The organism is Micromonospora sp. M61, from assembly GCF_018070245.1.
Lineage (GTDB): Bacteria > Actinomycetota > Actinomycetes > Mycobacteriales > Micromonosporaceae > Micromonospora > Micromonospora zamorensis.
The window spans coordinates 41,659-64,638 of the sequence record NZ_JAGPYA010000020.1; the positions used below are offsets into that span (position 1 = coordinate 41,659).

The following is a 22,980-nucleotide window of genomic DNA, read 5'->3' on the forward strand; positions in this document are numbered from 1 at the left end:
ATGAAGCGTCGCGGGCGGCGCGACGAACAGGTGCGCCCAGCGCGCACGGCAGGAGGTTGGCGGGTGGGCTGGCTCGACCGGGTCGATGACCAGGTTGATGTCCTCACGCACGCCCGCGCACTGCAGGAGGCCAGCCGTTCCGCTGAGTCGTACGTCCTGCTGGAGCGTGTGATCCGCACCACGGCCGACCCGGCCGCGCGAGCGGACGCGCTGGTGCAGCGCCTCTCCGCACTGATCAATCTCGGTCGGACCGCAGAGTTCACCCGGGCCATCGAGGAGGCGTCGGCGGCGGTTCGCGACCTCGCCGAGCCGTACCTGCACGGGCACCTCAACGCGCTGGCCGCGCTCGCCGCCCACCACCAGGGCGCACTGGACCGCTGCGTCATGCACCTCGTCCGAGCCGCCCGCGCCCTGGGCGCGGTGGAGGACCCGGACCGGGACACCGCCTGGGGCTGGCACGACCTGGCGATGGCCTACAGCTACCTCAGCTTCCACGGTTACGCCCTCGGCGCCATCGAGCGGGCCCGGCAGCTCGGGCTGACCGCCGGCATCCCCGAGGAGACGTTCGCCGCGCCGGGCATCCGGCTGCGCAACGCGGTGGCACTGGACCACAACGGCGACAGCGACGGGTGTCTGCGGGTGCTTCGGGACGTGGCCGCGGACCTGGCCCGCTTCGTCCGCACCGGGCGGGCCGGCCAGCTCCGCCCGAGCAGCCTCGCCGCGTACGGCTACGCGGCGGCGCGGCAGGCCGCGCTCGGCGACCAGGTGGCGACCACCGGGGAGGCCGAGCCGGCCCGGTTGATCAGCCACGGCGGAGACAGCGCCCGCGCCCGCGACATGCGGCAGCTCGGGCAGGTGTGCCTCGCCGTGGCCGCCGGGCGGCCGATCGAGGCGGTCACCCGGTTGGACACCGTCCACGTGTCCACCGAGACGCTCGGAGCAGCCGAGCCGGCCCGGCTGCGCAGCATCGCGCTGACCCGCGCCGGAGACCACCCGGCGGCGCACCGGGCCGACCGTCTGGCGTTCCGGCTCGCCGCCCAACGCAACGACCGGCTGCGGGACGTCTACATCGACGGCATCGCCGCCCGCATCGACCACGAGGAGATGCGCCGCGAGGCGGCGCGGTTCGAGGGCGAGGCGTTGACCGACCCGCTCACCGGGCTGCCCAACCGACGCCGGCTGGAGCGGTACATCACGGCAGTGGTCACCCGGGGCGAGCGGGTGGTGATCGGCGTCTGCGACCTGGACGGCTTCAAGGCGGTCAACACCCGGCACGGCCACCACTCCGGCGACCTGGTGCTCCAACGCATCGCCGGGGTGATCAACCGGGTGATGCGCCGGGGCGACTTCGTGGCCCGCTACGGCGGTGACGAGTTCGTCGTGGTGCTGCCGGACACCGGCATGACCGAGGCCGCCGAGGTGGCCCGCCGGATCGAGGCCGCCGTCCGACTCGAGGACTGGGAGTCGCTGGTGCCGGGCACGCCGGTCGGGGTGAGCATCGGCTTCGCGGAGGTCTCCGGCGGCAGTGGGCTGCGCGACGCGCTCAGCGTCGCCTTCGAGCTGGCCGACCGGGAAATGCTGCGCGCCAAGTCCCGTCCCCGCGCGAGCTGACCGCCAGGGCTCGCGTCGATCAAGCACTTGTGGTGCCTCACCAAAGGCCCACGACGCGACAAACCACCCACCACAATCCCATGATCGACGGCGACGGGTCGCGCGCGGCCGGGCTGCTCAGCGGCGGGTCAGCTCGGTGTCGCCGGCCAGCCGGGCGGCGCGGTCCGCCTCCGTGAGGGCGTCCAGCACCCCGTCCAGCTCGCCGGCGAGCGCCAGGTCGAGGTTGTACGCCGTGTAGCCGATCCGGTGGTCGGTGATCCGGTTCTGCGGGTAGTTGTAGGTGCGGATCCGCTCCGAGCGGTCCACCGTGCGCACCTGGGCCTTCCGGGCGTCCGAGGCGGCGGCGTCGGCCTGCTCCTGGGCGGCGGCCAGCAGCCGGGCCCGCATGATCCGCATCGCCTGCTCCCGGTTCTGCAACTGGGACTTCTCGTTCTGGCAGGAGACGACGATGCCGGTCGGCAGGTGGGTGATCCGCACCGCCGAGTCGGTGGTGTTGACCGACTGGCCGCCCGGGCCGGACGAGCGGAACACGTCGATGCGCAGGTCGTTCGCGTCGATGGTGACGTCGACGTCCTCGGCCTCCGGCAGCACCAGCACCCCGGCGGCGGAGGTGTGGATCCGGCCCTGCGACTCGGTGACCGGGACACGCTGCACGCGGTGCACGCCGCCCTCCCACTTGAGTCGGGACCAGACGCCGCTGCCGCCCTCCGGCACACCCTTGGTCTTGATGGCGAGCGAGACGTCCTTGACCCCGCCGAGGTCGGAATCCTGCGCGTCGATCACCTCGGTGACCCAGCCGTGGCGCTCGGCATAGCGGGTGTACATCCGCAGCAGGTCGCCGGCGAACAGCGCCGACTCCTCGCCACCCTCGCCCGCCTTGATCTCGACGATCACGTCCTTGGCGTCGTGCGGGTCGCGCGGGATGAGCAGCTCGGCGAGGCGTTCCTCCAGCACGGGCAGGGTCGCGGCGAGCGACTCCGCCTCGCTCGCGAAGGACGGGTCCTCCGCGGCAAGCTCGCGGGCCGCCACCAGGTCGGCGCGGGCCTGTTCCAGCTCGTCGGCGGCCTTGTGCAGCGGCACCAGCTCGGCGTAGCGGCGGCCGACCCTGCGCGCGGTCGCCTGGTCGGCGTGGATGGCCGGATCGGCCAGCCGCTTCTCCAGCTCCGCGTACTCGTCGAGGAGGCCGGCCAGACGCTCGCTGCTCATGCTGCGGATGCTCCTTCGACGGTGCGAGCCGGGAGAGCCGGAAGGCCGGCGGCCGGGCGGAAACTGGGGGAAATGCGGACGGCGCCCGCGTCCGGCGAAAAACCGGACGCGGGCGCCGAACGTGGAACTACTTGGCCTTCTTGGCCTGAACCTTGGCGTACTTCTGCTGGAACTTCGCGACCCGGCCGGCGGTGTCGAGAACGCGCTGCTTACCGGTGTAGAACGGGTGGCAGGCGCTGCAGGTCTCGGCGTGGATCGCCCCGCCCTTGGCGGTGCTGCGGGTCGTGAACGTGTTGCCACAGGAGCAGCTGACCTCGGTGGTCACGTACTCCGGGTGGATGTTTGCCTTCATCGCCTCGGTCCTCTCGTTGGTGGTCGCCGGGTCGCCGTCATCGCTCGTCGCGCCGTACGCGACGGGCTCGGGCGTGAACCGGAACCGGTGGCCGATTGACCAGTGTGCCATGGGCCTGAGCCGACCCGGTAATCGGGCCGCACACCTCGTCCGGCATCGTCAACACGTGCCTCCCCGTCCGCATTCCCACCGCCCGGCGGGGCATTCGCCCACCCGGCGGACCGCCGCCAGGTACCCCGCAGGGGGTACGCACGCCGAGCCGGAGGTGCGACGTCGATGACCCGCCTGATCGCCACCCGGGGACTGCCCGCCTCGGGCAAGACGACGTTCGCCCGCACGCTCCAACCCTCCGTGGTCCGGGTCAACCGGGACGACCTGCGCCGGATGCTGCACGGCGAGCGGTTGTTCACCCAGTGGGCCGAGGCCCAGGTGACAGTCGTCCAGCGGGCCCAGGTCGAGGCGTTGCTGAGGGCCCGCGCGGACGTCTGCGTGGACGACACCAACCTGCGCTCACGAACGTTGCGGGACTGGGCTGAGCTGGCCGCCCGCCACGGCGCGGACTTCGAGGTGCACGACTTCACCGACGTGCCGCTGGCCGAGTGTCTGCGCCGCGACGCCGCGCGCCCGGTCGCCGAACAGGTCGGTGCCGAGGCGATCCGTCGGCTGCACGAGCGGTACCTGGAGGGGCGGAGCCTGCCGCTGCCGGTGCCGCAGGCCCGCACCGGGCGCCCCGCCGTCGTGCACCCGCCGTCGACCGAGCCACCCGAGATCGTGCTGGTGGACATCGACGGCACCGTGGCGCTGGCCGTGTCCCGCAGCCCGTACGACATGACCCGGGTGGGCCAGGACGAGCCGAACACGGCGGTGATCGCGGCGGTCCGGGCGATGCACGCGGCCGGGTACGGGGTGGTCTTCTGCTCCGGGAGGGACGCCTCCGCGCGCGCGGCGACCGAGGCGTGGCTGGCCCGGCACGTCCGGGTCCCCTACCTCGGCCTGCACCTGCGTGCCGTCGGCGACTCCCGGAAGGACTCGATCGTGAAGCGGGAGATCTACGACCGGGAGATCAGGGACCGTTACCGGGTGGCCGGCGTCTTCGACGACCGTGTCCAGGTGGTCCAGATGTGGCGGGCCCTCGGCCTGACGGTCTTCCAGGTGGCCGACGGCGACTTCTGAGGTGTCCGGACGGGCCCCGCGCGTGGGGGCCCGTCCGGACAGTTCACCTGGTGACGGTGATGGTGGCCTCGGCACGGGCGCCGTTGACCTCGACCGTCAGGCGTACCGGCGCGGCGGGCCGCAGTGCCGTCAGGGTGCCGGTGGCCGGGTCGAATCGGGCTGTGTGCCATGGGCGCACCCCGGCCGCCGAGCCGATGTGCACTCCCGGTGAGGCCGACCAGTCGGCGCTGACCGGTGCGGCCACCGGGACCGTACGCCCGCCGGGCTGGGCCAGCGTGGCGGTGACCGTCGCGGGGGTGCCGACTGCGACGCTGGCCGGGGCGGCCACCGTGAGCCGGTCGACGTGCGCATGGAACTCCGCGTCCACCCAGCGTGGGCCCTCGGCGAGCGGGTCACGGCGGGCCCGGTCCGCCTCGGTCGGGGACACCGGGTCCACGCCGAACTCCGTCCAGCCGGTGAAGCCTCCCTGGTCGGCAGGGGTGGACGGCGTCTTGCCCGCATTGCCGTTGATCACGTACGGCACACCGTCGACCCGGTCGGCGTGGAAGGTGCCGACGTGCCCGCCCACGAACAGCGCTCCCTTGCCGGTGCGGTGCTGGAAGTCGGCCAGCCACTGCTCCAGCAGCGCCGCCTCCTTGCGGTCGCCGAGCTGGCTGGCCTGCGCCGGGCTGGGGTCGCGGGGCGGGTGGTGGTGCAGGACGACGACCGAACCCACACGTCGGTCGGTGGCCGCCGCGTCCAGCGTCTCGCGGAGCATCCGTACCTGGTCGAAGCCGCCGCCGCGCAGCGTCCCGGTGGACGAGTTCAGCGTGACGAACCGGGTGCCGTTGTGGTCGAACACCCGGGAGGTGGCACCGAACGCGGCAGCGAAGTTGCTGATCGGGGCGCCCATGATCTCGTGGTTGCCGGGCACGTAGTACCAGGGCAGCGCGTCGCCCAGCTCCTCGTCGAGGATCCGCCGGGCCAGCGCGAAGTCGGCCGGGTAGGCGGTGTCCACGAAGTCGCCGTTGATCAGGAGGAAGTCCGGCCGGGCAGCCCGCACCTCGCGCAACGTCCGCCGGGCCTGGGCGACCAGGTCGCTGTCCGGGTCGGCGGCGACGAACTGGGCGTCGGAGAGCACCGCGAACCGCCACGGCGCGCCGTCCACAGTGCCGTCGCGGACCACCACCCGATCGGTACGCGGGGCCACCTCCGGCACGTCGACAGTCGGGGGCACCTTCGCCACCAGGTCGTCGATGATCACCTCGCTGGTGTACTGAGCGGCGGCGTTCGTCTCGGCCACGTAGAAGCGGCGTACCCGCACCGGGTACTGCACCCCGGCCGGCACCGCGAACTCCACGTACCGCCAGCCGGTCCAGGTGATCAGTGGGCCACGCAGCACGTGCTGGGTGTCCTGGGCGTCGTGCAGGTGCAGGCTGGGCCACTCCCCGGTGCCGTTGCCGTGGATCCACATCCCGAAGGCCTGCGGCTGACCGGGCACCTCGATCCAGGCGGGCGGGTCGGCGTACGCGGCCCGCGTGCCGGTGGACTGGCCGAAGTCGTACGACATGCGCAGGCCGGCGCCGGTGTGCCCCGGCGCGGGCGCGACCGACCCGCTGGCGCGGGCCTGGCTGAACCGCCAGGAAGCGGCGTCGTCGAATCCGGCGACCGGCACGTCGGTCAGGCCGACGGTGACCGGCAGGACCACGCTCGTGCGGCCGACGCGAACGGTCACCAGGCCGGAGCCGGTGTCCCCCAACGCGGCGACGGACAGGTTGCCGTCCCCGGTGGGGGTGATCCGCAGCAGGTCCCGGTCGTAGTCGAGGGTGAGGTCGGCCGGCTCGATCGGCGCGGTGTTGCCTTCGGCGTCGTACCCGACCACGCCGACCAGGGCGTTACCGTCCCGTCCGGTCAGCCCGACCCGCGGCAGGGTGGTGCCGATCCGGGCCAGCGGGCCGAGCACTGTGAGGTTCAGGGAGCCGGTGACCCGTCCCCGTGCGGCGGTGACCGTGCTGGCCCCCGGTACGCCGGCGTGGAACACGCCGTCACGGTCGACCCGGCCGCGTACCGCCGGGGTCGCCCGCCAGGTGGGGGCACCGGCCGCCGGGCCGTACGTCTCGTCGTAGCCGGATGCGGTGAGGGTGCGGGTCAGCCCCGGGAAGACCCGGTCGGGCCGTCCACCTCGCACCGGTGAGACACCCGGGGCGGCGGTGGGGTCGCTGGCCGTCTCGACCCAGTAGCCGGTGAGTCGCCCGCTGCCCTTCGGCGCGTAGATGGCCAGGCCGTTGGGCACGGCCCGCTCGCTGCCGTCGGAGGGGCCGTTCTCCACCTGCACGGCGGGCGCGCCCGGCTCCCGGGCCAGCAGCGTGGACGATCCGCCGCCATCCAGGTTGAGCGCGTGGTGGGCGCCCAGCTCGGCCATCATCCGGCCCATCTCGGTCTGCGTCACGCCGCGGCTGTCGACCTGACGACCGTCCACCGTCAGCATGATCATCTTTCGACCGTCGGCGCTGAACCCGACAGCGGTGCGGGGGGCGAGGGTCGGATCGGCGATGCTCTGCACGACGCCGTCGCGGACCAGGACGTTGCCGCCCCCGACCGCCGCGTGCAGGGTGCTGCCGTCGGAGGGCTTCGGCCGCCAGGCCACCGTCACCGGGTCACCGGGGCGCAGGCCGGCCAGCGCGTCCGCGCCGAGGTCGCGGCCGAGCAGCACGGTGCTGCCTGCGGCGATCGGGCCGCTGCCGGCCACGCTTCCCACCGCTGCCACCCGACCGTTGGTCACGGTGACCTCGACCACCCGGGCCGCGCCCTCCACGGCACGCTGCCGGGTGTACGTCCCCCACAGCTCGGTGAACGCGCCGATGCCGTCGGCCTGGACCATGTTGTTGAACTGGGTCAGCGGGACCGGCCCGGTGGGCAGGGTGGCGCTGCCGTCGAAGTTCACCTCGATCACCCGGCCGAGGCCGTTCGTGGTGACCGCCACCGCGTTGCGGTGACCGCTGACCCCGGACTGGATCAGCTCCCCGTCCCGGACCCCCACGCCCTGGGCGGCACCCGAGTTGTTGATGTCGAAGAAGTCGCCGTTGACCGCGGCGACCGCGCGCGACTGGTCCACCGCCTGTCGCAGCGGCTCGGCCCGGCTGACCGCGCCGGAGTTGACGTAGTCGATCGTGGAGCCACCAGCCAGATCGGTGGTGAGCGCGTCGGCGCGCAGCCAGCCCTCGGCGTCGTACCTGTCGAAGGACGTCAGCTGCACGCCCGGGGCGACCGGCCGGGTGGCCTTCGTGGTCTCCAGCCCGCCGGCCGGCTCCAGACCACCAGCGACGGCGGTCGGGGCGGTCGCGGCTGTCGGGGCGGCGGTCAGGCTGACCGAGCCGGCCGCTCGGGAGGACGCGGGCGGCGCGTCCTCCGCGATCGTGGGTGAGGCCAGGTACGGCGAGGCGACGGTGGATGGGGTGACGGTGGGCGCGGCGGTGGCCGGCGGTGACAGGGCCAGGGCGAGCAGCGGCGTCAGCAGCAGGACGCCGGTGCGGCGGGCGGTTCGTCTGCGGGTACGCATGGACGACAGTCAACCCGGCAATGAATAGAAGTTTCAATACCTATCGACTGAACCGAAGGAAAATTCCATCAGGTGCCGCCCGGAGACATGACGAAGGGGCACGACCGGTGTGGCCGTGCCCCTTCGTCTCACCCGGGGATGGTTACTCCCCCGGCGTCGACTTCGCGATCTGCATCAGGAACTCGATGTTGGTACGTGTCTTCTTGAGCTTGTCGAGCAGCAGGTCCATCGCCGCCTGCGAGTCCAGCGAGTGCAGGACCTTGCGCAGCTTGTGGAGGATGGCCAGCTCCTCCGGCGCGAGCAGAACCTCTTCCTTACGGGTACCGGACGGGTTGACGTCGATGGCCGGGAAGGTGCGCTTGTCGGCGATCTTCCGGTCCAGCTTCAGCTCCGCGTTGCCGGTGCCCTTGAACTCCTCGAAGATGACCGTGTCCGCCATGGATCCGGTCTCCACCAGCGCCGTGGCGATGATGGTCAGCGAGCCACCGTTCTCGATGTTGCGGGCCGCGCCGAGGAAGCGCTTCGGCGGGTAGAGAGCGGTGGAGTCGATACCACCCGACATGATCCGGCCGCTGGCCGGCGCCGCCAGGTTGTACGACCGACCGAGCCGGGTCACCGAGTCGAGCAGCACGACCACGTCGTGCCCCAGCTCAACCAGGCGCTTGGCCCGCTCGATGGCCAGCTCGGCCACCGTCGTGTGGTCCTGCGGCGGACGGTCGAACGTGGCCGCGACGACCTCGCCCTTGATCGACCGCTGCATGTCGGTGACCTCTTCGGGCCGCTCGTCCACCAGCACCACCATCAGGTGGCACTCCGGGTTGTTGTGCGTGATCGCGTTCGCGATCGCCTGCAGCACCATCGTCTTACCCGCCTTCGGCGGCGACTGGATGAGTGCCCGCTGGCCCTTGCCGATCGGCATGACCAGGTCGATGACCCGGGTGGTCAGGATGTGCGGCTCGGTCTCCAGGCGCAGGCGCTCCTGCGGGTAGAGCGGAGTGAGCTTGTAGAACTCCGGTCGACGCCGGGCCTCCTCCGGCTCCATCCCGTTGATCGTGTCCAGCCGCATCAGCGGGTTGTACTTGTCGCGCCGCTGGTCACCGCTGTTGCCGCCCTCGCGGGCCGCCCGCACCGCACCGGTGATCGCGTCACCGCGGCGCAGGCCGTACTTCTTGATCTGGGACATCGAGACGTAGACGTCGTTCGGGCCGGCCAGGTAGCCGGTGGTCCGCACGAACGCGTAGTTGTCGAGCACGTCGATGATGCCGGCCACGGGGACGAGAACGTCGTCCTCGCTGACCTGCGGCTCACGCCCACCGGTGTCGGCACCGGTCTCGGTGCGCTCGCCCCGCCCGCGACGACGGTCCCGGAAACGGCTGCGCCGGCCGCGCCGGCCGCCACCCTCGCCGTCGTCGTCGTCGCTGTCCCGCTCGACACGCTCGACACGCTGACCACGGTCGTTGCGGTCACCGCGGTCGTTGCGGTCGGCCCGCTCCGGACGGTCGTTGCGCTCGGCACGCTCGCCCCGGTCGGAACGCTCCGCGCGGTCGTTGCGCTCGCCCCGGTCGGCACGGTCGCCCCGGTCGTTGCGCTCGCCCCGCTCGGCACGCTCGCCCCGCTCGGCACGGTCGCCCCGGTCAGCACGGTCGCCCCGCTCGGCACGCTCGCCCCGGTCAGCACGGTCGCCCCGCTCGGCACGCTCGCCCCGGTCGGCACGCTCCGCGCGGTCGCCCCGCTCGGCACGCTCGCCCCGGTCGGAGCGCTCGCCCCGGTCGGAGCGCTCGGCGCGCTCCGGACGCTCGGCCCGGTCCCGGCGATTCTCGCCGCGGTCGGTCCGCTCGCCAGCGCCAGCCTCTTCGGTACGCGCCTCCTCGGCGCGGACCTCGGTCGGACGCGCCTCAGCGGGACGCGCCTCGGTCGGACGGGTCTCGGTCGGACGGGTCTCCGCTGCTGCGGTCCGGCTCCGCCGGGTGCGAGTGCGACCTTCGGTCTCGGCGGCCGGCTCGGCGGGCGCCTGATCGGCACTGCGCCCCTCGGCTGCCGGCCGGTCGGCGGTTTCCCGCACCTCGGCGCGCACCCCCTCACGGGTCGGAGCGGCCGCGGCCGCGACCTCGGCCCGTGGTCGAGGGGTCCCGGCGGCGTTGCCGCCCTGCCGCTCGGAAATCGCGGCGATCAGCTCGCCCTTGCGCATGCGAGCCGTGCCGGAGATGCCGAGCGACGCAGCCAGGCTCTGCAGCTCTGGCAGCAGCATCGCCGACAGACCGGTGCCGCTACGCCGACGACGGGCGGGAGCGGCTGCGGTGGCATCGCCAGCGACGTTGGAAACATCCGACGTCACGTCGGTGGTGTCGCTCAATGGATTCCTTCCCTCGTAAGGCCGTGGCTGCCCGGAGTCGAAACTCAGGTGGCCGGGCGGCCTCGGTGCACCCGCCTCGCAAGGACGCGTCGCGGGAGTCTGTGACACAGCAGCCGGTCGGTATCCCGACTCACCAACGTCGGTGAGCAGGTCTCGCCGTCTGCGGCGACCTGTGGAAACTGCGGTGCGGCGTGGGCCTTGGCAGGGGTAGACGGGCTGACCGCCGAGAGCTTCGGGGGTGCGCCGCCCCGCAGGAGATCGCGTGCTTCGCGGCTGTGCTAGGTCTAGAGCGTAATCAACTCTTCCGACCTGCGGCAACAGGGTCCCGCTCGGCGTGTCCAAGTCTACCCCGGGCAACCCGTGCGCCGCTGACGTCTATCGGTAACTGCCAGATCTGCCAGTCTGTTCCCGCTGGGAAGCTCGCCGGAGGCTCGCTGAGCGCCAGCACAGTCGGCCCCGCACCACTGACCACAGCCGCCACACCGGCCGCTCGCAACGCCTTGACCAGGGAAGATGTCGCTGGCATCCCGGCTGAACGGTAATCCTGGTGGAGCCGGTCGACCGTGGCCGGCAGCAGCAGGCTCGGGTCGGCGGTGAGCGCGTGCACCAGCAGCGCAGCCCGCCCGGCGGTCAACGCAGCGTCGCCGTGCGGCACGGTGGCCGGCAACGCGGCCCGGGCGGCGGCGGTCAATCCGCGTTCGGCCGGCACGAAAACAATGGGCCGCACCCCGTCGGCGACCGGCAGGGACACCGCCCGGGCACCGGTCGGCTCGGACCAGGCCACCGTGAAGCCGCCGAGCAGGCAGGGCGCAACGTTGTCGGGATGACCCTCGATCTCGGCCGCCAAACGGAGCACGCCCGCCTCGTCCAGCCGGTGCTCCCCATCGGTGACCAGGGCGCGGGCCAGCAACACCCCCGCGACGATCGCGGCGGACGAGGACCCGAGCCCCCGCGCCTGGGGGATCCGGTTGACACACTCCACGCTCAACCCCCCGGGGTGGGCGCCGAGCACGTCGAAGGCAGCGCGCATGGCCCGCACCACGAGGTGCCGGTCATCGTCGGGCAGCTCGCCGGCACCCTGCCCGGTCACCGTCACGCGGACCCCGGCCGACGTGACCTCGGCGGCCAGGTCGTCGTGGAGCCCCAGGGCGAGACCCAACGCGTCGAAGCCAGGGCCCAGGTTGGCGCTGGTGGCGGGGACCCGGACGCGAACCGGCCCGGCGGTGAAGTTCGTCGGCACGCGCTCATGGTAGGGCCTGTTTCATAAGGGCGGTCGAGCCGAGGCGGAGTCCGGGCGACGAGCCGGCAAGGCGCGGTTTCGTCCGGATACCGGTGTTGTATCGGAACGAAACCGCAACGCCGCCGGTCGTCGTCCGGGCCCGCCGCAGGCCGGCCAGTCCTTGTGAAACAGGCCCCAGGGCCAGGGACCGACGGATCCGGTCCCCCGTCCGCAGCCTGGGACCGCCCGGTTCAGCCGACCGGCTCGGGGGTCGCGTCGGTGAGCGAGAGCCGACGGGTGGCGATCCGCCAGCCCACCGCGTACACGAGGGTGATCAGCCCGCAGCCGGCGAGCACGACCCGTTCGTCCACCACGTCCACCACCATGGCCACCGCCAGTTGGCTCACCGAGATGGCCAGCGTGGCGAGCATCATGTCGGTGGCGAAGACGCGCCCCCGCAGGTGGTCCGGGACCTCACCCTGGAGGGCGAAGTTCGATATCACCCAGTTGCTACCGCCCGCGAAGTGCGCCAGGAAGACCAGCAGCAGCACCAGCGGAAACCAACGGACCACCGATGCGCCCAGGTAGGACAGGCCGTAGAGCGACATGGACAGCGCGAGCGCGGGCAGCAGCCAGGCTCGGTTGGTCAGCACCCGACGCATCAGGATCGGCCCCACCAGCGCCCCGGCGCCCCGCACCGCGAAGAGCAGGCCGGCACCGAGCGGGCCGACGCCGTACACGCCGGCCAGCAAGGGGAACACGGTCAGCACGCCGTTGCCCAGGCCGACCGCCGACTTGACAGTGACCAGCGCGAGCACCCGAGGCCGGTGCCCGATGTAGCCGAGCGCCTCACGGACCGCCGCCCAGGTCCGCTGGGCCGGTCGGGTGGTGTCCCGGGGCGCCTGCAGGGGCCGGCGGATCCGGGTCGCCAGGCCCGCAGCCAGCGCCAGGCCCACCGCCGCCACCCAGAAGCAGACGTACGGTCCGGCGACGGTGCTGAGGACGCCGCCGAGCGAGGCGCCGACCACGGTCATGGTGCCCCAGGCGGAGCCGGCCACGGCGTTGCCGGCGGCCAGCTCGTGGGGCTCCAGCACGTTGGGCAGCGCAGCCTGGGCGGCCGGTGAGTAGAACGCCTTGGCGACCGCCACCACGCCGATCGCGACCAGCGCCAACCATGCCGTACCCGCGCCCCGAACCCCGAGCAGCAGCAACACGCCCGCGAGCGCTGCCACGTTCGCGGCGATCATGATCTTTCGCCGGTCGAAACGGTCGGCGATCGTGCCCGTGTACGGCAGCAGCAGCGCCACGATGCCGGTGTCCACGGCCAACACCAGTGCGCCCCAGACTCCGCTGCCGGTCAGGTGGGGCAGCAGCACCAGCAGGGGCACCATGACGAACCAGTCGGCGCCGAAGACCACCAACTCAGCGAGGAAGAGGTTACGGAAGCTCCGATTGCCGGTCAGAACCGAGAGGGTGGACGCCACGGAGCGCGACCCTACCTGTTCGGAACAGGCGCTACACCTGCTGCCAGCAGCGCGGAGACAGTGACGAATGTGTAGCCGCGCGACCGAAGTCCGTTGATCATATCGGTCAGTCCGCGCAACGCGACCAGCCGCCGACGCGCTCCCACGTCGTGGCCGAGCACGATCGTTCCCGGTCGGACGTTGGCCACGATCCGTCGGGCGTGGCCGGCCGGGTCGCCGGGGAACTCACGCTCCACCATCTGCAACGACCAGAGCACGAGTCGGTAGTCCAGCCGGGCCGCCGCGTGCAGCACCGCCCCGCCCAGGTGGCCGTACGGCGGGCGAAGCAGCCGGGGCGGCACCCCCGTCACGTCGGCGATCGCGTCGTGGCTGCGACGAAGATCGTCGTACGCCTCGGTGGCGTCCAGTTCGGCAAGGTCCCGGTGTGCCCAGCTGTGGTTGCCCACCTCGTGCCCGGAGAGCCGGTCACGGATGACCTCGGCGTGCCGCCGGACCTGCGTCCCGACCAGGAAGAAGGTGGCCGGGACCCGATGCTCGGCCAGGGCCTCGAGCACCATCGGAGTCCACTGTGGCGCGGGGCCGTCGTCGAAGGTGAGGGCCACCAGTCGCTGCCCGGTCGGCACCGACCAGACGACCTCCAACGCCCCGCCGCCGACGCCCTGGTTCCCGTCGTCAAAGGTGGCGCCGGCGGGGCCGCCGGCGAGCGGTGTCCGGCGATGGGTGCCCCACCACAGCTCGGACGTCGCCGTACCGATGGCCACACCGCCGACGATCAGGACGCCGCGGCGCAGGAGTTCGCGCCGCGCCCACCCGCGCGCACCCTCGGCCATCCGCCCGTCCTGCGTCACCCCACCCCCAGTTGCTTACCTGGAGTATGCAAGACGTGACGCGCAGTGCCGAGCGCGGCGGATCGGAGTGTCTCGGCCGATCAACGTGGAAACGCCCCCGGCAGAACCCTGCCGGGGGCGTTCCGCGATGCGGTCCGACCTACTCGGTCGGCTCGGACGGAGGCAGCGGCGAGGTGCGGCTACGGGGCAGCCGCAGCACCTCGAACTGGTCCGTGCCCTCCACCAACGCACCCGACGGGGCGGGACGCCCGGCCGGCTGCGCACCCCCGGCCGCCGCCGGGACAGGCGCGGCGCTCGGCACCGCTACCTGATTCGGGGCAGCCGCCTCGTCGGTGTCCGCCGTGGGCACCGCCGGGTCACCGGAGCGCCGCCGACTACGCCGAGCCCGCAGCGACTCCTTGGTGTTCTCCACCATCGTGTACAGCGTCGGCACCAGGATCAGCGTGAGCAGCGTCGAGCTGAGCAGGCCACCGATCACCACGACCGCCAGCGGCTGAGAGATGAAGCCGCCCTCACCGGTCAACCCGAGCGCCATCGGCAGCAGCGCGAAGATGGTCGCCACCGCGGTCATCAGGATCGGACGCAACCGGCGCCGGCCACCCTCGACCACCGCCTCCTGGACCCCCATGCCCTGCGCACGGTACTGGTTGATGAGATCGAGCAGCACGATGGCGTTGGTCACCACGATGCCGACCAGCATCAGCACGCCGATCAGCGCCGGCACGCCGAGCGGCGTCCCGGTGACCAGCAGCAGGCCGATCGCGCCGGTCGCCGCGAACGGGATGGAGATCAGCAGAATCAGCGCCTGGGTGAGGCTGCGGAACGTGGCCACCATGATCAGGAACACGATCGCGATCGCGGCCAGCACCGCCAGACCCAGATCACCGAACGCGTCTGCCTGGTCGGCGCTGACCCCACCGATGGTGAAGGTCGCTCCGGGTACGTTGATGCCGTCCAGCCGCTTCTGCAGCTCCTGGCTGGTCGCACCCAGGTTCGAGCCGGTCGCGGCGCCGGCCACCGACACACTGCGCTCACCGTCGATTCGGCTGACCTGTTGCGGCCCCTCGCCCTGCGTGACCTGCGCGATGTCGCCCAGCTTGACTGGCCCGACCGGCAGTGCCCGCAACTGCTCCACCGACATCGGCGGCTGCGTACCCAACCGCAGCACCACGTTCTGCTGCTGGCCGTCGAGCGTGACCTGACCCAGCGGCGCTCCCCGGAACGCCTGCGACACGAGCTGCCCCACGGCGGCCTCGGTGAGCCCGGCCCGACCGGCCGCGACCCGGTCGACGGTCACGTCGACACGCGGCACCTGCGCGGCAAGGCTGGTGGTGACATCCTCGACGTCCGGCACGCCGGCCATCGCCGTACGGGCCTCCTCGGCGGCCCGGGTCAGCACCTCCGGGTCACTGGCCTGGACGATGACCTCCAGCTGGCTGGTCGACGCCTCCTGCCCGCCGCCGAAGCTGATCTCGCCCAGTCCGCTGCCGAGCTTGTCGAACTCCTCGCGCAGCACCTCACGCATCTGCTTCGCGTCGGTGTCGCCGTCGAGCGCCAGCGACCAGGTCGCGATGTTGTTGCCGCCGCCCCCGAACGGGTTGTCCCCGCCGCCGGCGGTCACCTGGTACGTCGTTACGCCCTCGGTACGGGACAGCACCGACTCGACCTGCTTGGCCGCCGCGTCGGTGGCCGCCAGGCCACTGCCGGCCGGCAGTTCCTGGCTCATGTTGAGGGTGTCCTGGCCGGAGTCGTCCAGGAAGTTGGTCTCCAGCTTCTGGGCGAGGCCGAAGGTGCCGAAGAGCACCAGCAGACCGAGCCCGACGGTGATCCAGCGGGTCGACCGCTTGCGGGTGGCGAACCCGATCACCGGCAGGTAGGCCCGCTGCAACGGGCTGCGCAGCTCCTTCTCCTCCGCGCCGCGCCGCACCGCCTCGTCGTCCGCGGTGCCGCCGCGCGGCTTGAGGAACCAGTACGCGAGGACCGGGATCACGGTCAGCGACACCAGCAGCGAGGCGAGCAGGGCCACCGTCACGGTGATCGCGAACGGCGCGAAGAGCTGGCCCACGAACCCGCCGACCAACGCGATCGGCGCGAACACCGCCACGGTGGTGAGGGTGGACGCGGTCACCGCGCCGGCCACCTCGCGGACGCCGGTGATGATGGCGTGCCGCTTCTCCTCGCCGTACTCCAGGTGTCGTTTGATGTTCTCCAACACGACAATCGAGTCGTCCACCACCCGGCCGACCGCGATTGTCAGCGCGCCGAGGGTGAGCAGGTTGAGCGAGTAGTCGCCGATCCACAGGGCGATCAACGCCACCAGCACGGAGAGCGGGATGGAGACGGCGGTGACCACCGTCGAGCGCACCGACAGCAGGAAGACCAGAATGACGATGACCGCCATCACCAGGCCCAGCAGGCCCTCGGTGGTCAGCGACTCGATCGACTTCTCGACGAACGGCGCCTGGTCGAAGACCACCGTCAACTCCGCGCCGGAGGCGTCCTTCAGGTCGTCGAGCCGGTCGCGGATATCGTGCGAGATCTGCACCGCGTTGCCGTCCGGCGCCGCGGTGACCGCGATGCCGAGGCTGTCCTTGCCGTTGGTCCGGGTGATCGCGGTGGCCGGAGCCAGTTGCTGCTCGACGCTCGCCACATCAGCGAGACGCACGGGCCTCGCGCCCGGGGAAACCACGATGCCGCGCAGGTCGTCCAGGGTGGCGATCGGCGTGCCGACCTGCACCGGAAGGGACAGGGCCCCGTCGGTCACCGCGCCGGCGGGAACCGCCACGCCGTTGGTCTTCAGCGCCGCGCCGATCGCCGTCGGCTGGACCTGCGCCGCGGCCAGCTTCGCCGGGTTCGGGGTGACCAGCACGACGTCGTCGCGGGTGCCGGTCACCTCGACCGTGCGAACCCCCTCGACGCCCTCCAGCTCCGGCACCACCGCCGTACGCAGCTTCTCGGCCAGCGCCCGCTCGTCCCCCGTGCCGGTCGCGGCCAGCACGACCGCCGGAAGATCGTCGGTGCTACCGGCGATGACCTGCGGGTCGACGCCCTCCGGCAGTTGGGAGTCGATCCGGCTCAGCGCGGTCTGCATCTTGTTGACCACGTCGTCCAGGTCGGTGCCGAACTCGTACATCACCTGGACGGTGGCCGAGCCCTCGCGGGACGTGGAGGTGACCTGGTCCAGCCCCGGAATGCCCTGGAGGGCGTTCTCGATCGGCTCGGTGACCTGCGACTCTACGATCTCGGGGCCGGCACCGGGGTAGGGGGCCACGATGAACGCGGCCGGGAACTCGAGCGACGGCAGCAGTTGCTGCTTCAGCGACGGCACGGCGAACGCTCCGAACGCCGTAATCACCACCGCGATGAGGGCGACAAGCCCTCGGTTGGCGAGGCTGAATCTGGCGAGCAGCGACATCGGCCTGGTTCACTCCTGAACGAGAATGCGGGCGGGGATACATGAAAGTGTGCCCGACACGATCACCAGAACCCCCGCCGCCCCCACGCCCGTCCCGCAAACCGGCCGGCCTCCGCCGGTCACCGACCGGGCGGTGGCGCGTTCAGGCCAGGTCGAGGGCGCGGGCCGCTGCCATCGGGTCGTTCGCGATGGTCAACGGCGCCGGCGCGGTGGAGATCGCCCACTCCGGGTCCTTCAGACCGTGGCCGGTCACCGTGCAGACCACCGTCGATCCGGCCGGCACCGCGCCCGCCGCGGCCTGCTGGAGCAGGCCGGCCACGCTGGCCGCGCTGCCCAACTCGACGAAGACCCCCACCTCGCGGGCGAGCAGCCGGTACGCGGAAAGGATCTCCCGGTCGGTCACCGCGGCGATCAGGCCACCGGAGGTGTCCCGGGCGTCCAACGCCTTGGTCCAGCTCGCCGGGTTGCCGATCCGGATCGCCGTGGCGATGGTCGACGGCTCCGGCACGACCTGGCCGGTCACGATCGGGGCCGCACCGGCGGCCTGGAAGCCGTACATCTTCGGCGTCCGGGTGGTGGTGCCGGCGTCCCGTTCCTCCGCGTAACCCATCCAGTAGGCGGAGATGTTGCCGGCGTTGCCCACCGGCAGGCAATGGATGTCGGGGGCGTCACCGAGCGCCTCGACGATCTCGAAGGCCGCCGTCTTCTGACCGTGCAGCCGATCGATGTTGACCGAGTTGACCAACGCGACCGGGTGGTCCTGGGCCAGCTTCGCGGCGAGCGACAGGCAGTCGTCGAAGTTGCCACTCACCTGGAGGAGCTTCGCGCCGTGCACCAACGCCTGGGCCAGCTTGCCCAGCGCGATCTTGCCCTGCGGCACCAGCACCGCGCAGGTCAACCCGGCCCGGGCCGCGTACGCCGCGGCGGAGGCGCTGGTGTTGCCGGTGGAGGCGCAGATGATGGCCTTGTTGCCGGCCTCGACCGCCTTGGACACCGCGAGGGTCATCCCCCGGTCCTTGAACGAGCCGGTCGGGTTGGCGCCCTCCACCTTGAGGTGCACGTCACAACCGGTCCGGGCGGACAGCACCGGCGCCGGCAACAGCGGGGTGTTCCCCTCGTGCAGCGTGACGACCGGCGTGGCCGCGGTGACCGGCAGCCGATCCCGGTACGCCTCGATCAGACCCCGCCACATGTCGTTCTCCTCGCCTCTACCGCCGCGCCGACCCGGCATCAGGGTCACCTTGGACCAGCCTGCCCGAGCCGTCGATCGCACACCCCGGCTTACCCACCTGGCGGGACGCGCGAGCCGTCCCGTCGATGGTCCAACGACTCAGGCGCCGCCCTCGACCCGCAGCACGCTGGTCACCGACCGGACGATGTCCAGACCACGCAGCTCACCGACGGTCGCGGCGAGCGCGGCGTCCGGCGCGACGTGCGTGACGATGACCAACTCGGCGTCGCCGTCCCGGCCCGGGGACCCGCCCGCCGAGCCCTGCCGTACGGTCGCGATCGACACGTCGTGCCGGGCGAACACGCTCGCCACCGAGGCCAGCACACCCGGGCGGTCGGCCACGTCGAGGCTGACGTGGTAGCGGGTCAACGCCTCGCCCATCGGCCGGACCGACAGGTCCGCGTATGCGCTCTCGCTGGCCGCGCGCACCCCGGCGAGCCGGTTGCGGGACACCGCGACCACGTCACCGAGCACGGCGCTCGCGGTCGGCGCACCCCCGGCGCCCCGGCCGTAGAACATCAGCTGCCCGGCCGCGTCGGCCTCCACGAAGACCGCGTTGAACGCGTCGCCCACGCTGGCCAGCGGGTGGCTGCGCGGGATCATCGCCGGGTGCACCCGGACGCTGACGGTCTCCCGACCGCTGGCGTCGACGCCTCGGGCCGCGATGCAGAGCAACTTGATCGTGCAGCCCATCGCCTGGGCGCTGGCCATGTCCGCGGCGGTCACCTCGGTGATGCCCTCGCGGTGCACGTCGGCCGCGCCGACCCGGGTGTGGAACGCCAGCGAGGCGAGGATCGCCGCCTTCGCCGCCGCGTCGAAGCCCTCCACGTCGGCGGTCGGGTCGGCCTCCGCGTACCCCAGTGCGGTGGCCTCTTCCAAGGCCTCGGCGAAGCCGGCGCCGGTCGCGTCCATGGCGGAGAGGATGAAGTTGGTGGTGCCGTTGACGATGCCGGTGACCCGGTTGATCCGGTCACCGTGCAGCGACTCCCGCAACGGGCGCAGCAGCGGGATGGCCCCCGCCACGGACGCCTCGTAGTAGAGGTCGCCGCCACCCTCGGCCGCCGCCTCGTGCAGAGCGACGCCGTCCTCGGCGAGCAGCGCCTTGTTGGCGGTGACCACGCTCTTGCCGGCGCGCAGCGCCTCGACCAGCCAGCCTCGGGCCGGCTCGATGCCGCCGACCACCTCGATCACCACGTCCACGTCGTCACGCTTGATCAGGCCGAGCGCGTCGGTGGTGAACAGGTCCTCGTCAACCGGCAGGTCACCCCGGTCACGGCCGAGCCGACGGACGGCGATGCCGGCGATCTCCAGCGGAGCGCCGATCCGCGCGGCCAGGTCGGCCGACTGCTCGTGCAGCAGACGGACCACCTCCTGGCCGACAGTGCCGCAGCCGAGCAGCGCCAAGCGCACAGGTGACGTCATCCCACATCCAAAGCGAGCAGGTCCTCTTCGGTTTCCCGCCGGACGATCAGGCGCGCCTGGCCGTCGCGTACCGCGACCACCGGTGGCCGGGGTACGTGGTTGTAGTTGCTGGCCATGCTCCGGCAGTAGGCACCGGTGCCGGGCACCGCGACAAGATCTCCGGCCTGCACGTCGGCGGGCAGGAATTCATCCTTCACCACGATGTCCCCGGACTCACAGTGCTTTCCCACCACGCGGGCGAGCAACGGCTGCGCGGTCGAGGCCCGCGAGGCCAGCGTCGCCGAGTAGGACGCGTCGTACAGGGCGGTGCGGATGTTGTCGCTCATCCCGCCGTCGACGCTGACGAACGTCCGGATGCCGTCGAGCTCCTTGACCGTGCCGACCTCGTAGAGGGTGAACACGGCCGGCCCGACGATGGCCCGCCCCGGCTCGATCGACAGGTGCGGCACGGCCAGGTTCTCCGCCGCGCACTCCGAGTCGACGATCTTGCGCAGGCGCTTGGCCAGGTCCTGTGGTGTCGCCGGGTCGTCCTGGGAGGTGTACGCGATGCCGAAGCCACCGCCGAGGTCCAGCTCGGGCAGCTCCACCCCGCGCGCGTCGCGGATCTGCGCCTGGAGGGCGAGCACCCGGCGGGCCGAGACCTCGAAGCCGCTGGCATCGAAGATCTGCGAGCCGATGTGCGAGTGCAGACCACGCAGCTCCAGCACACCCTCGTCGAGGATCTTGAACGCGGCGTTCGCGGCGGCGCCGCCGGCCAGCGAGAAGCCGAACTTCTGGTCCTCGTGGGCGGTGGCGATGAACTCGTGGGTGTGCGCCTCCACGCCGACCGTGACCCGCACCAGCACCCGAGGCCGAACCCCCCGCTCGCGGGCCAGCGCGGTCAGGCGGTCGATCTCGGTGAACGAGTCGACGATGATCCGCCCCACCCCGGCGTCCAGCGCCCGGGACAGCTCGGAGACCGACTTGTTGTTGCCGTGGAAGCCGATCCGCTCCGGCGGCATCCCGGCCGACAACGCGGTGGCCAGCTCACCCCCGGTGCAGACGTCCAGGTGCAGGCCCTCCTCGGCGATCATCCGGACCACCGCCCGGCACAGGAACGCCTTGCCCGCGTAGAAGATGTCCTCGGACGGGAAGGCCGCCCGGAAGTCGCGGCAGCGCGAGCGCAGGTCAGCCTCGTCCAGGACGTACACCGGGGTGCCGAACTCGGCCGCGATGTCGCGGACGCTCAGGCCCGCGACGGCGACCGCGCCGTCGGCCCCCCGCGTCACGCTGCGCGGCCACAGCGCCGGCATCAGGGCGTTGACGTCCTCGGGGGTACGCAGCCAGGCCGGCCCCTGCTTGCTGATGTCCGCGTGCAGCGCACCAGCCTCATGAGCCCGCATGTCACATCCTCTCGGGAGCGGAGACGCCGAGCAGGTTCAGGCCGTTGGCGATCACCGTGCGGGTGGCGTTGTTGAGCCACAGCCGGGCGCGGTGCAGGTCGGTGACCTCCTCGTCGCCCAGCGGCAGCACCCGGCAGTTGTCGTAGAACCGGTGGTAGGAGGCGGCGACGCTCTCCTCCAGGTAACGGGCCACCCGGTGCGGTTCCCGCAGCTCGGCGGCCGTGGCCACCACGGCGGGGAACTCGGCGAGCGCCTTGAGCAGCTCGTTCTCCTTCTCGTGGTCGAGCAGCTCGGGACGGAACGCGTCCCCGTCGCCCGGGACCAGCCCCACCTCGGCGGCGTTGCGGGCCACGCCCGCGGTCCGGGCCGCCACGTACTGCACGTAGTAGACCGGGTTGTCGCGGGTCGCCCGGGTCCACAGCTCGATGTCGATGTCGATCGGGGAGTCGCTGGAGTAGCGGGCCAACGCGTACCGGGAAGCGTCCACGCCGATGGCCTCGACCAGGTCCTCCAGGGTGATCACGGTGCCAGCCCGCTTGCTCATCCGCATCGGGGCGCCGTCGCGCAGCAGGTTGACCAGCTGCCCGATGAGGATCTCCAGGTTGCGCTCCGGGTCGTCGCCGAAGCAGGCGGCCATCGCCTTCATCCGGCCGATGTAGCCGTGGTGGTCGGCGCCCAGCATGATCACGACCCGCTCGAAGCCGCGCTCGCGCTTGTCCAGGTAGTAGGCGCAGTCCGCGGCAAAGTACGTCCACTCGCCGTTGGACTTGCGCAGCACCCGGTCCTTGTCGTCACCGAAGTCGGTGGTGCGCAGCCAGGTCGCGCCCTCGGACTCGTAGAGGTGCCCCTGCTGACGCAGCCGGTTCAGCGCGAGGTCCAGCTCACCGCGGTCGTGCAGGTCCTTCTCGTTGAAGTAGGTGTCGAACTCCACCCCGAAGTCACGCAGCGAGGAGCGGATCTCGTCGAACATCAGCGCGACGCCCTCGACCCGGAAGACCTCCTGGGCGGCGTCGTCGTCGAGGGTCCGCACCTCCGGCCGGCGGGCCTGCACCTCGGTGGCGATCTCGGCGATGTACGCCCCGCCGTAGCCGTCCTCCGGCGCCGGCTCACCCTTGGCGGCGGCGAGCAGCGACCTGGCGAACCGGTCGATCTGCGAACCCGCGTCGTTGAAGTAGTACTCCGTGCCGACGTCGGCGCCGGTGGCCCGCAGCAGCCGGCTCAGCGCGTCACCGACGGCCGCCCAGCGGACCCCGCCGATGTGCACCGGCCCGGTCGGGTTGGCCGAGACGAACTCGAGGTTGATCTTCTCGCCGGCCAGCCGGTCGCTGCGCCCGTACTCCGCGCCGGCCTCGACGATCACCCGGGCGAGCTGACCGGCCGCAGCCGCGTCGAGCCGGATGTTCAGGAAGCCCGGTCCGGCGATTTCGACCGATTTGACGCCCGATGCCCGGCCCAGCTCGTCGGCCAGGGCCGCTGCCAGCTCCCGAGGCGGGACGCCCACCTTCTTGCTCAACTGCAGCGCGAGCGTCGAGGCGTAGTCGCCGTGCTCGGGGTTGCGCGGTCGCTCCACCACCGTGCTCGCCGGCAGCGCGGCGCGGTCGAGCCCACGCTGCTCGAAGACGGCGTGGGCGGCGGCGAGGACGACCGAGGCTAGTTCTGCAGGAGTCACCCAACCATGTTATCGGGGGTAGACTCGGGCACTCGGCGGCTCCCCTGCGCGTCTACCGGCCCGCCACTCCCCTGACC

14 protein-coding genes are annotated in these 22,980 nt (G+C 72.1%); 2 read left to right on the plus strand and 12 right to left on the minus strand.

The genetic code is table 11. From position 1 onward, the window contains the following. Positions 1–63 precede the first annotated feature (63 nt). Entirely contained in the window at positions 64–1,611 is a 1,548-nt protein-coding gene (locus tag KBX34_RS13970) for a diguanylate cyclase (protein WP_088949925.1), read from the plus strand. 117 nt (positions 1,612–1,728) lie between these two features. On the opposite strand, the gene prfA is transcribed toward KBX34_RS13970, so the two are convergent. Both prfA and rpmE read right to left on the minus strand, forming a co-directional pair. Further along, the gene (gene prfA, locus KBX34_RS13975) at positions 1,729–2,817 is read right to left on the minus strand and encodes a peptide chain release factor 1 (RefSeq protein ID WP_088949926.1); all 1,089 of its coding nucleotides are present in this window, start codon (positions 2,815–2,817) and stop codon (positions 1,729–1,731) included. Positions 2,818–2,944: 127 nt separating this feature from the next. Further along, positions 2,945–3,169 (minus strand): 50S ribosomal protein L31, encoded by a 225-nt coding sequence (gene rpmE, locus KBX34_RS13980; RefSeq protein ID WP_030333150.1) that lies wholly within the window; start codon positions 3,167–3,169, stop codon positions 2,945–2,947. Between the two features lie 276 nt (positions 3,170–3,445). Between rpmE and KBX34_RS13985 the strand changes: the two genes are divergently transcribed. Continuing rightward, on the plus strand, positions 3,446–4,342 hold the full coding sequence (locus KBX34_RS13985; protein ID WP_210925290.1) for an AAA family ATPase: 897 nt from the start codon (positions 3,446–3,448) through the stop codon (positions 4,340–4,342). 43 nt (positions 4,343–4,385) lie between these two features. On the opposite strand, the gene KBX34_RS13990 is transcribed toward KBX34_RS13985, so the two are convergent. From KBX34_RS13990 to argS, 10 genes are all read right to left on the minus strand, one after another. Further along, the gene (locus KBX34_RS13990; protein WP_210925292.1) at positions 4,386–7,880 is read right to left on the minus strand and encodes a phosphodiester glycosidase family protein; all 3,495 of its coding nucleotides are present in this window, start codon (positions 7,878–7,880) and stop codon (positions 4,386–4,388) included. 142 nt (positions 7,881–8,022) lie between these two features. After that, positions 8,023–10,233, minus strand: coding sequence for a transcription termination factor Rho (rho, locus tag KBX34_RS13995; protein WP_210925294.1), 2,211 nt, complete (start codon positions 10,231–10,233; stop codon positions 8,023–8,025). 295 nt (positions 10,234–10,528) lie between these two features. Further along, positions 10,529–11,473, minus strand: a complete 945-nt coding sequence (thrB, locus tag KBX34_RS14000; RefSeq protein ID WP_210925296.1) for a homoserine kinase — start codon at positions 11,471–11,473, stop codon at positions 10,529–10,531. 230 nt (positions 11,474–11,703) lie between these two features. Continuing rightward, entirely contained in the window at positions 11,704–12,936 is a 1,233-nt protein-coding gene (locus tag KBX34_RS14005) for an MFS transporter (RefSeq protein ID WP_088949931.1), read from the minus strand. A gap of 11 nt (positions 12,937–12,947) precedes the next feature. Continuing rightward, positions 12,948–13,766 carry a polysaccharide deacetylase family protein gene (locus tag KBX34_RS14010; protein ID WP_210925298.1) on the minus strand — a complete coding sequence of 273 codons (819 nt, stop codon included), beginning with the start codon at positions 13,764–13,766 and terminating at the stop codon, positions 12,948–12,950. 157 nt (positions 13,767–13,923) lie between these two features. Then, on the minus strand, positions 13,924–17,199 hold the full coding sequence (locus KBX34_RS14015) for an efflux RND transporter permease subunit (protein ID WP_210925300.1): 3,276 nt from the start codon (positions 17,197–17,199) through the stop codon (positions 13,924–13,926). Positions 17,200–17,341: 142 nt separating this feature from the next. Then, on the minus strand, positions 17,342–18,391 hold the full coding sequence (gene thrC, locus KBX34_RS14020) for a threonine synthase (protein ID WP_088949934.1): 1,050 nt from the start codon (positions 18,389–18,391) through the stop codon (positions 17,342–17,344). A 138-nt stretch (positions 18,392–18,529) separates the two neighbouring features. Continuing rightward, positions 18,530–19,840, minus strand: a complete 1,311-nt coding sequence (locus tag KBX34_RS14025) for a homoserine dehydrogenase (RefSeq protein WP_172862230.1) — start codon at positions 19,838–19,840, stop codon at positions 18,530–18,532. 8 nt (positions 19,841–19,848) lie between these two features. Next, positions 19,849–21,234 (minus strand): diaminopimelate decarboxylase, encoded by a 1,386-nt coding sequence (gene lysA / locus KBX34_RS14030; protein WP_210925302.1) that lies wholly within the window; start codon positions 21,232–21,234, stop codon positions 19,849–19,851. A 1-nt stretch (position 21,235) separates the two neighbouring features. After that, entirely contained in the window at positions 21,236–22,903 is a 1,668-nt protein-coding gene (gene argS / locus KBX34_RS14035; RefSeq protein WP_210925304.1) for an arginine--tRNA ligase, read from the minus strand. Positions 22,904–22,980: the final 77 nt, after the last annotated feature.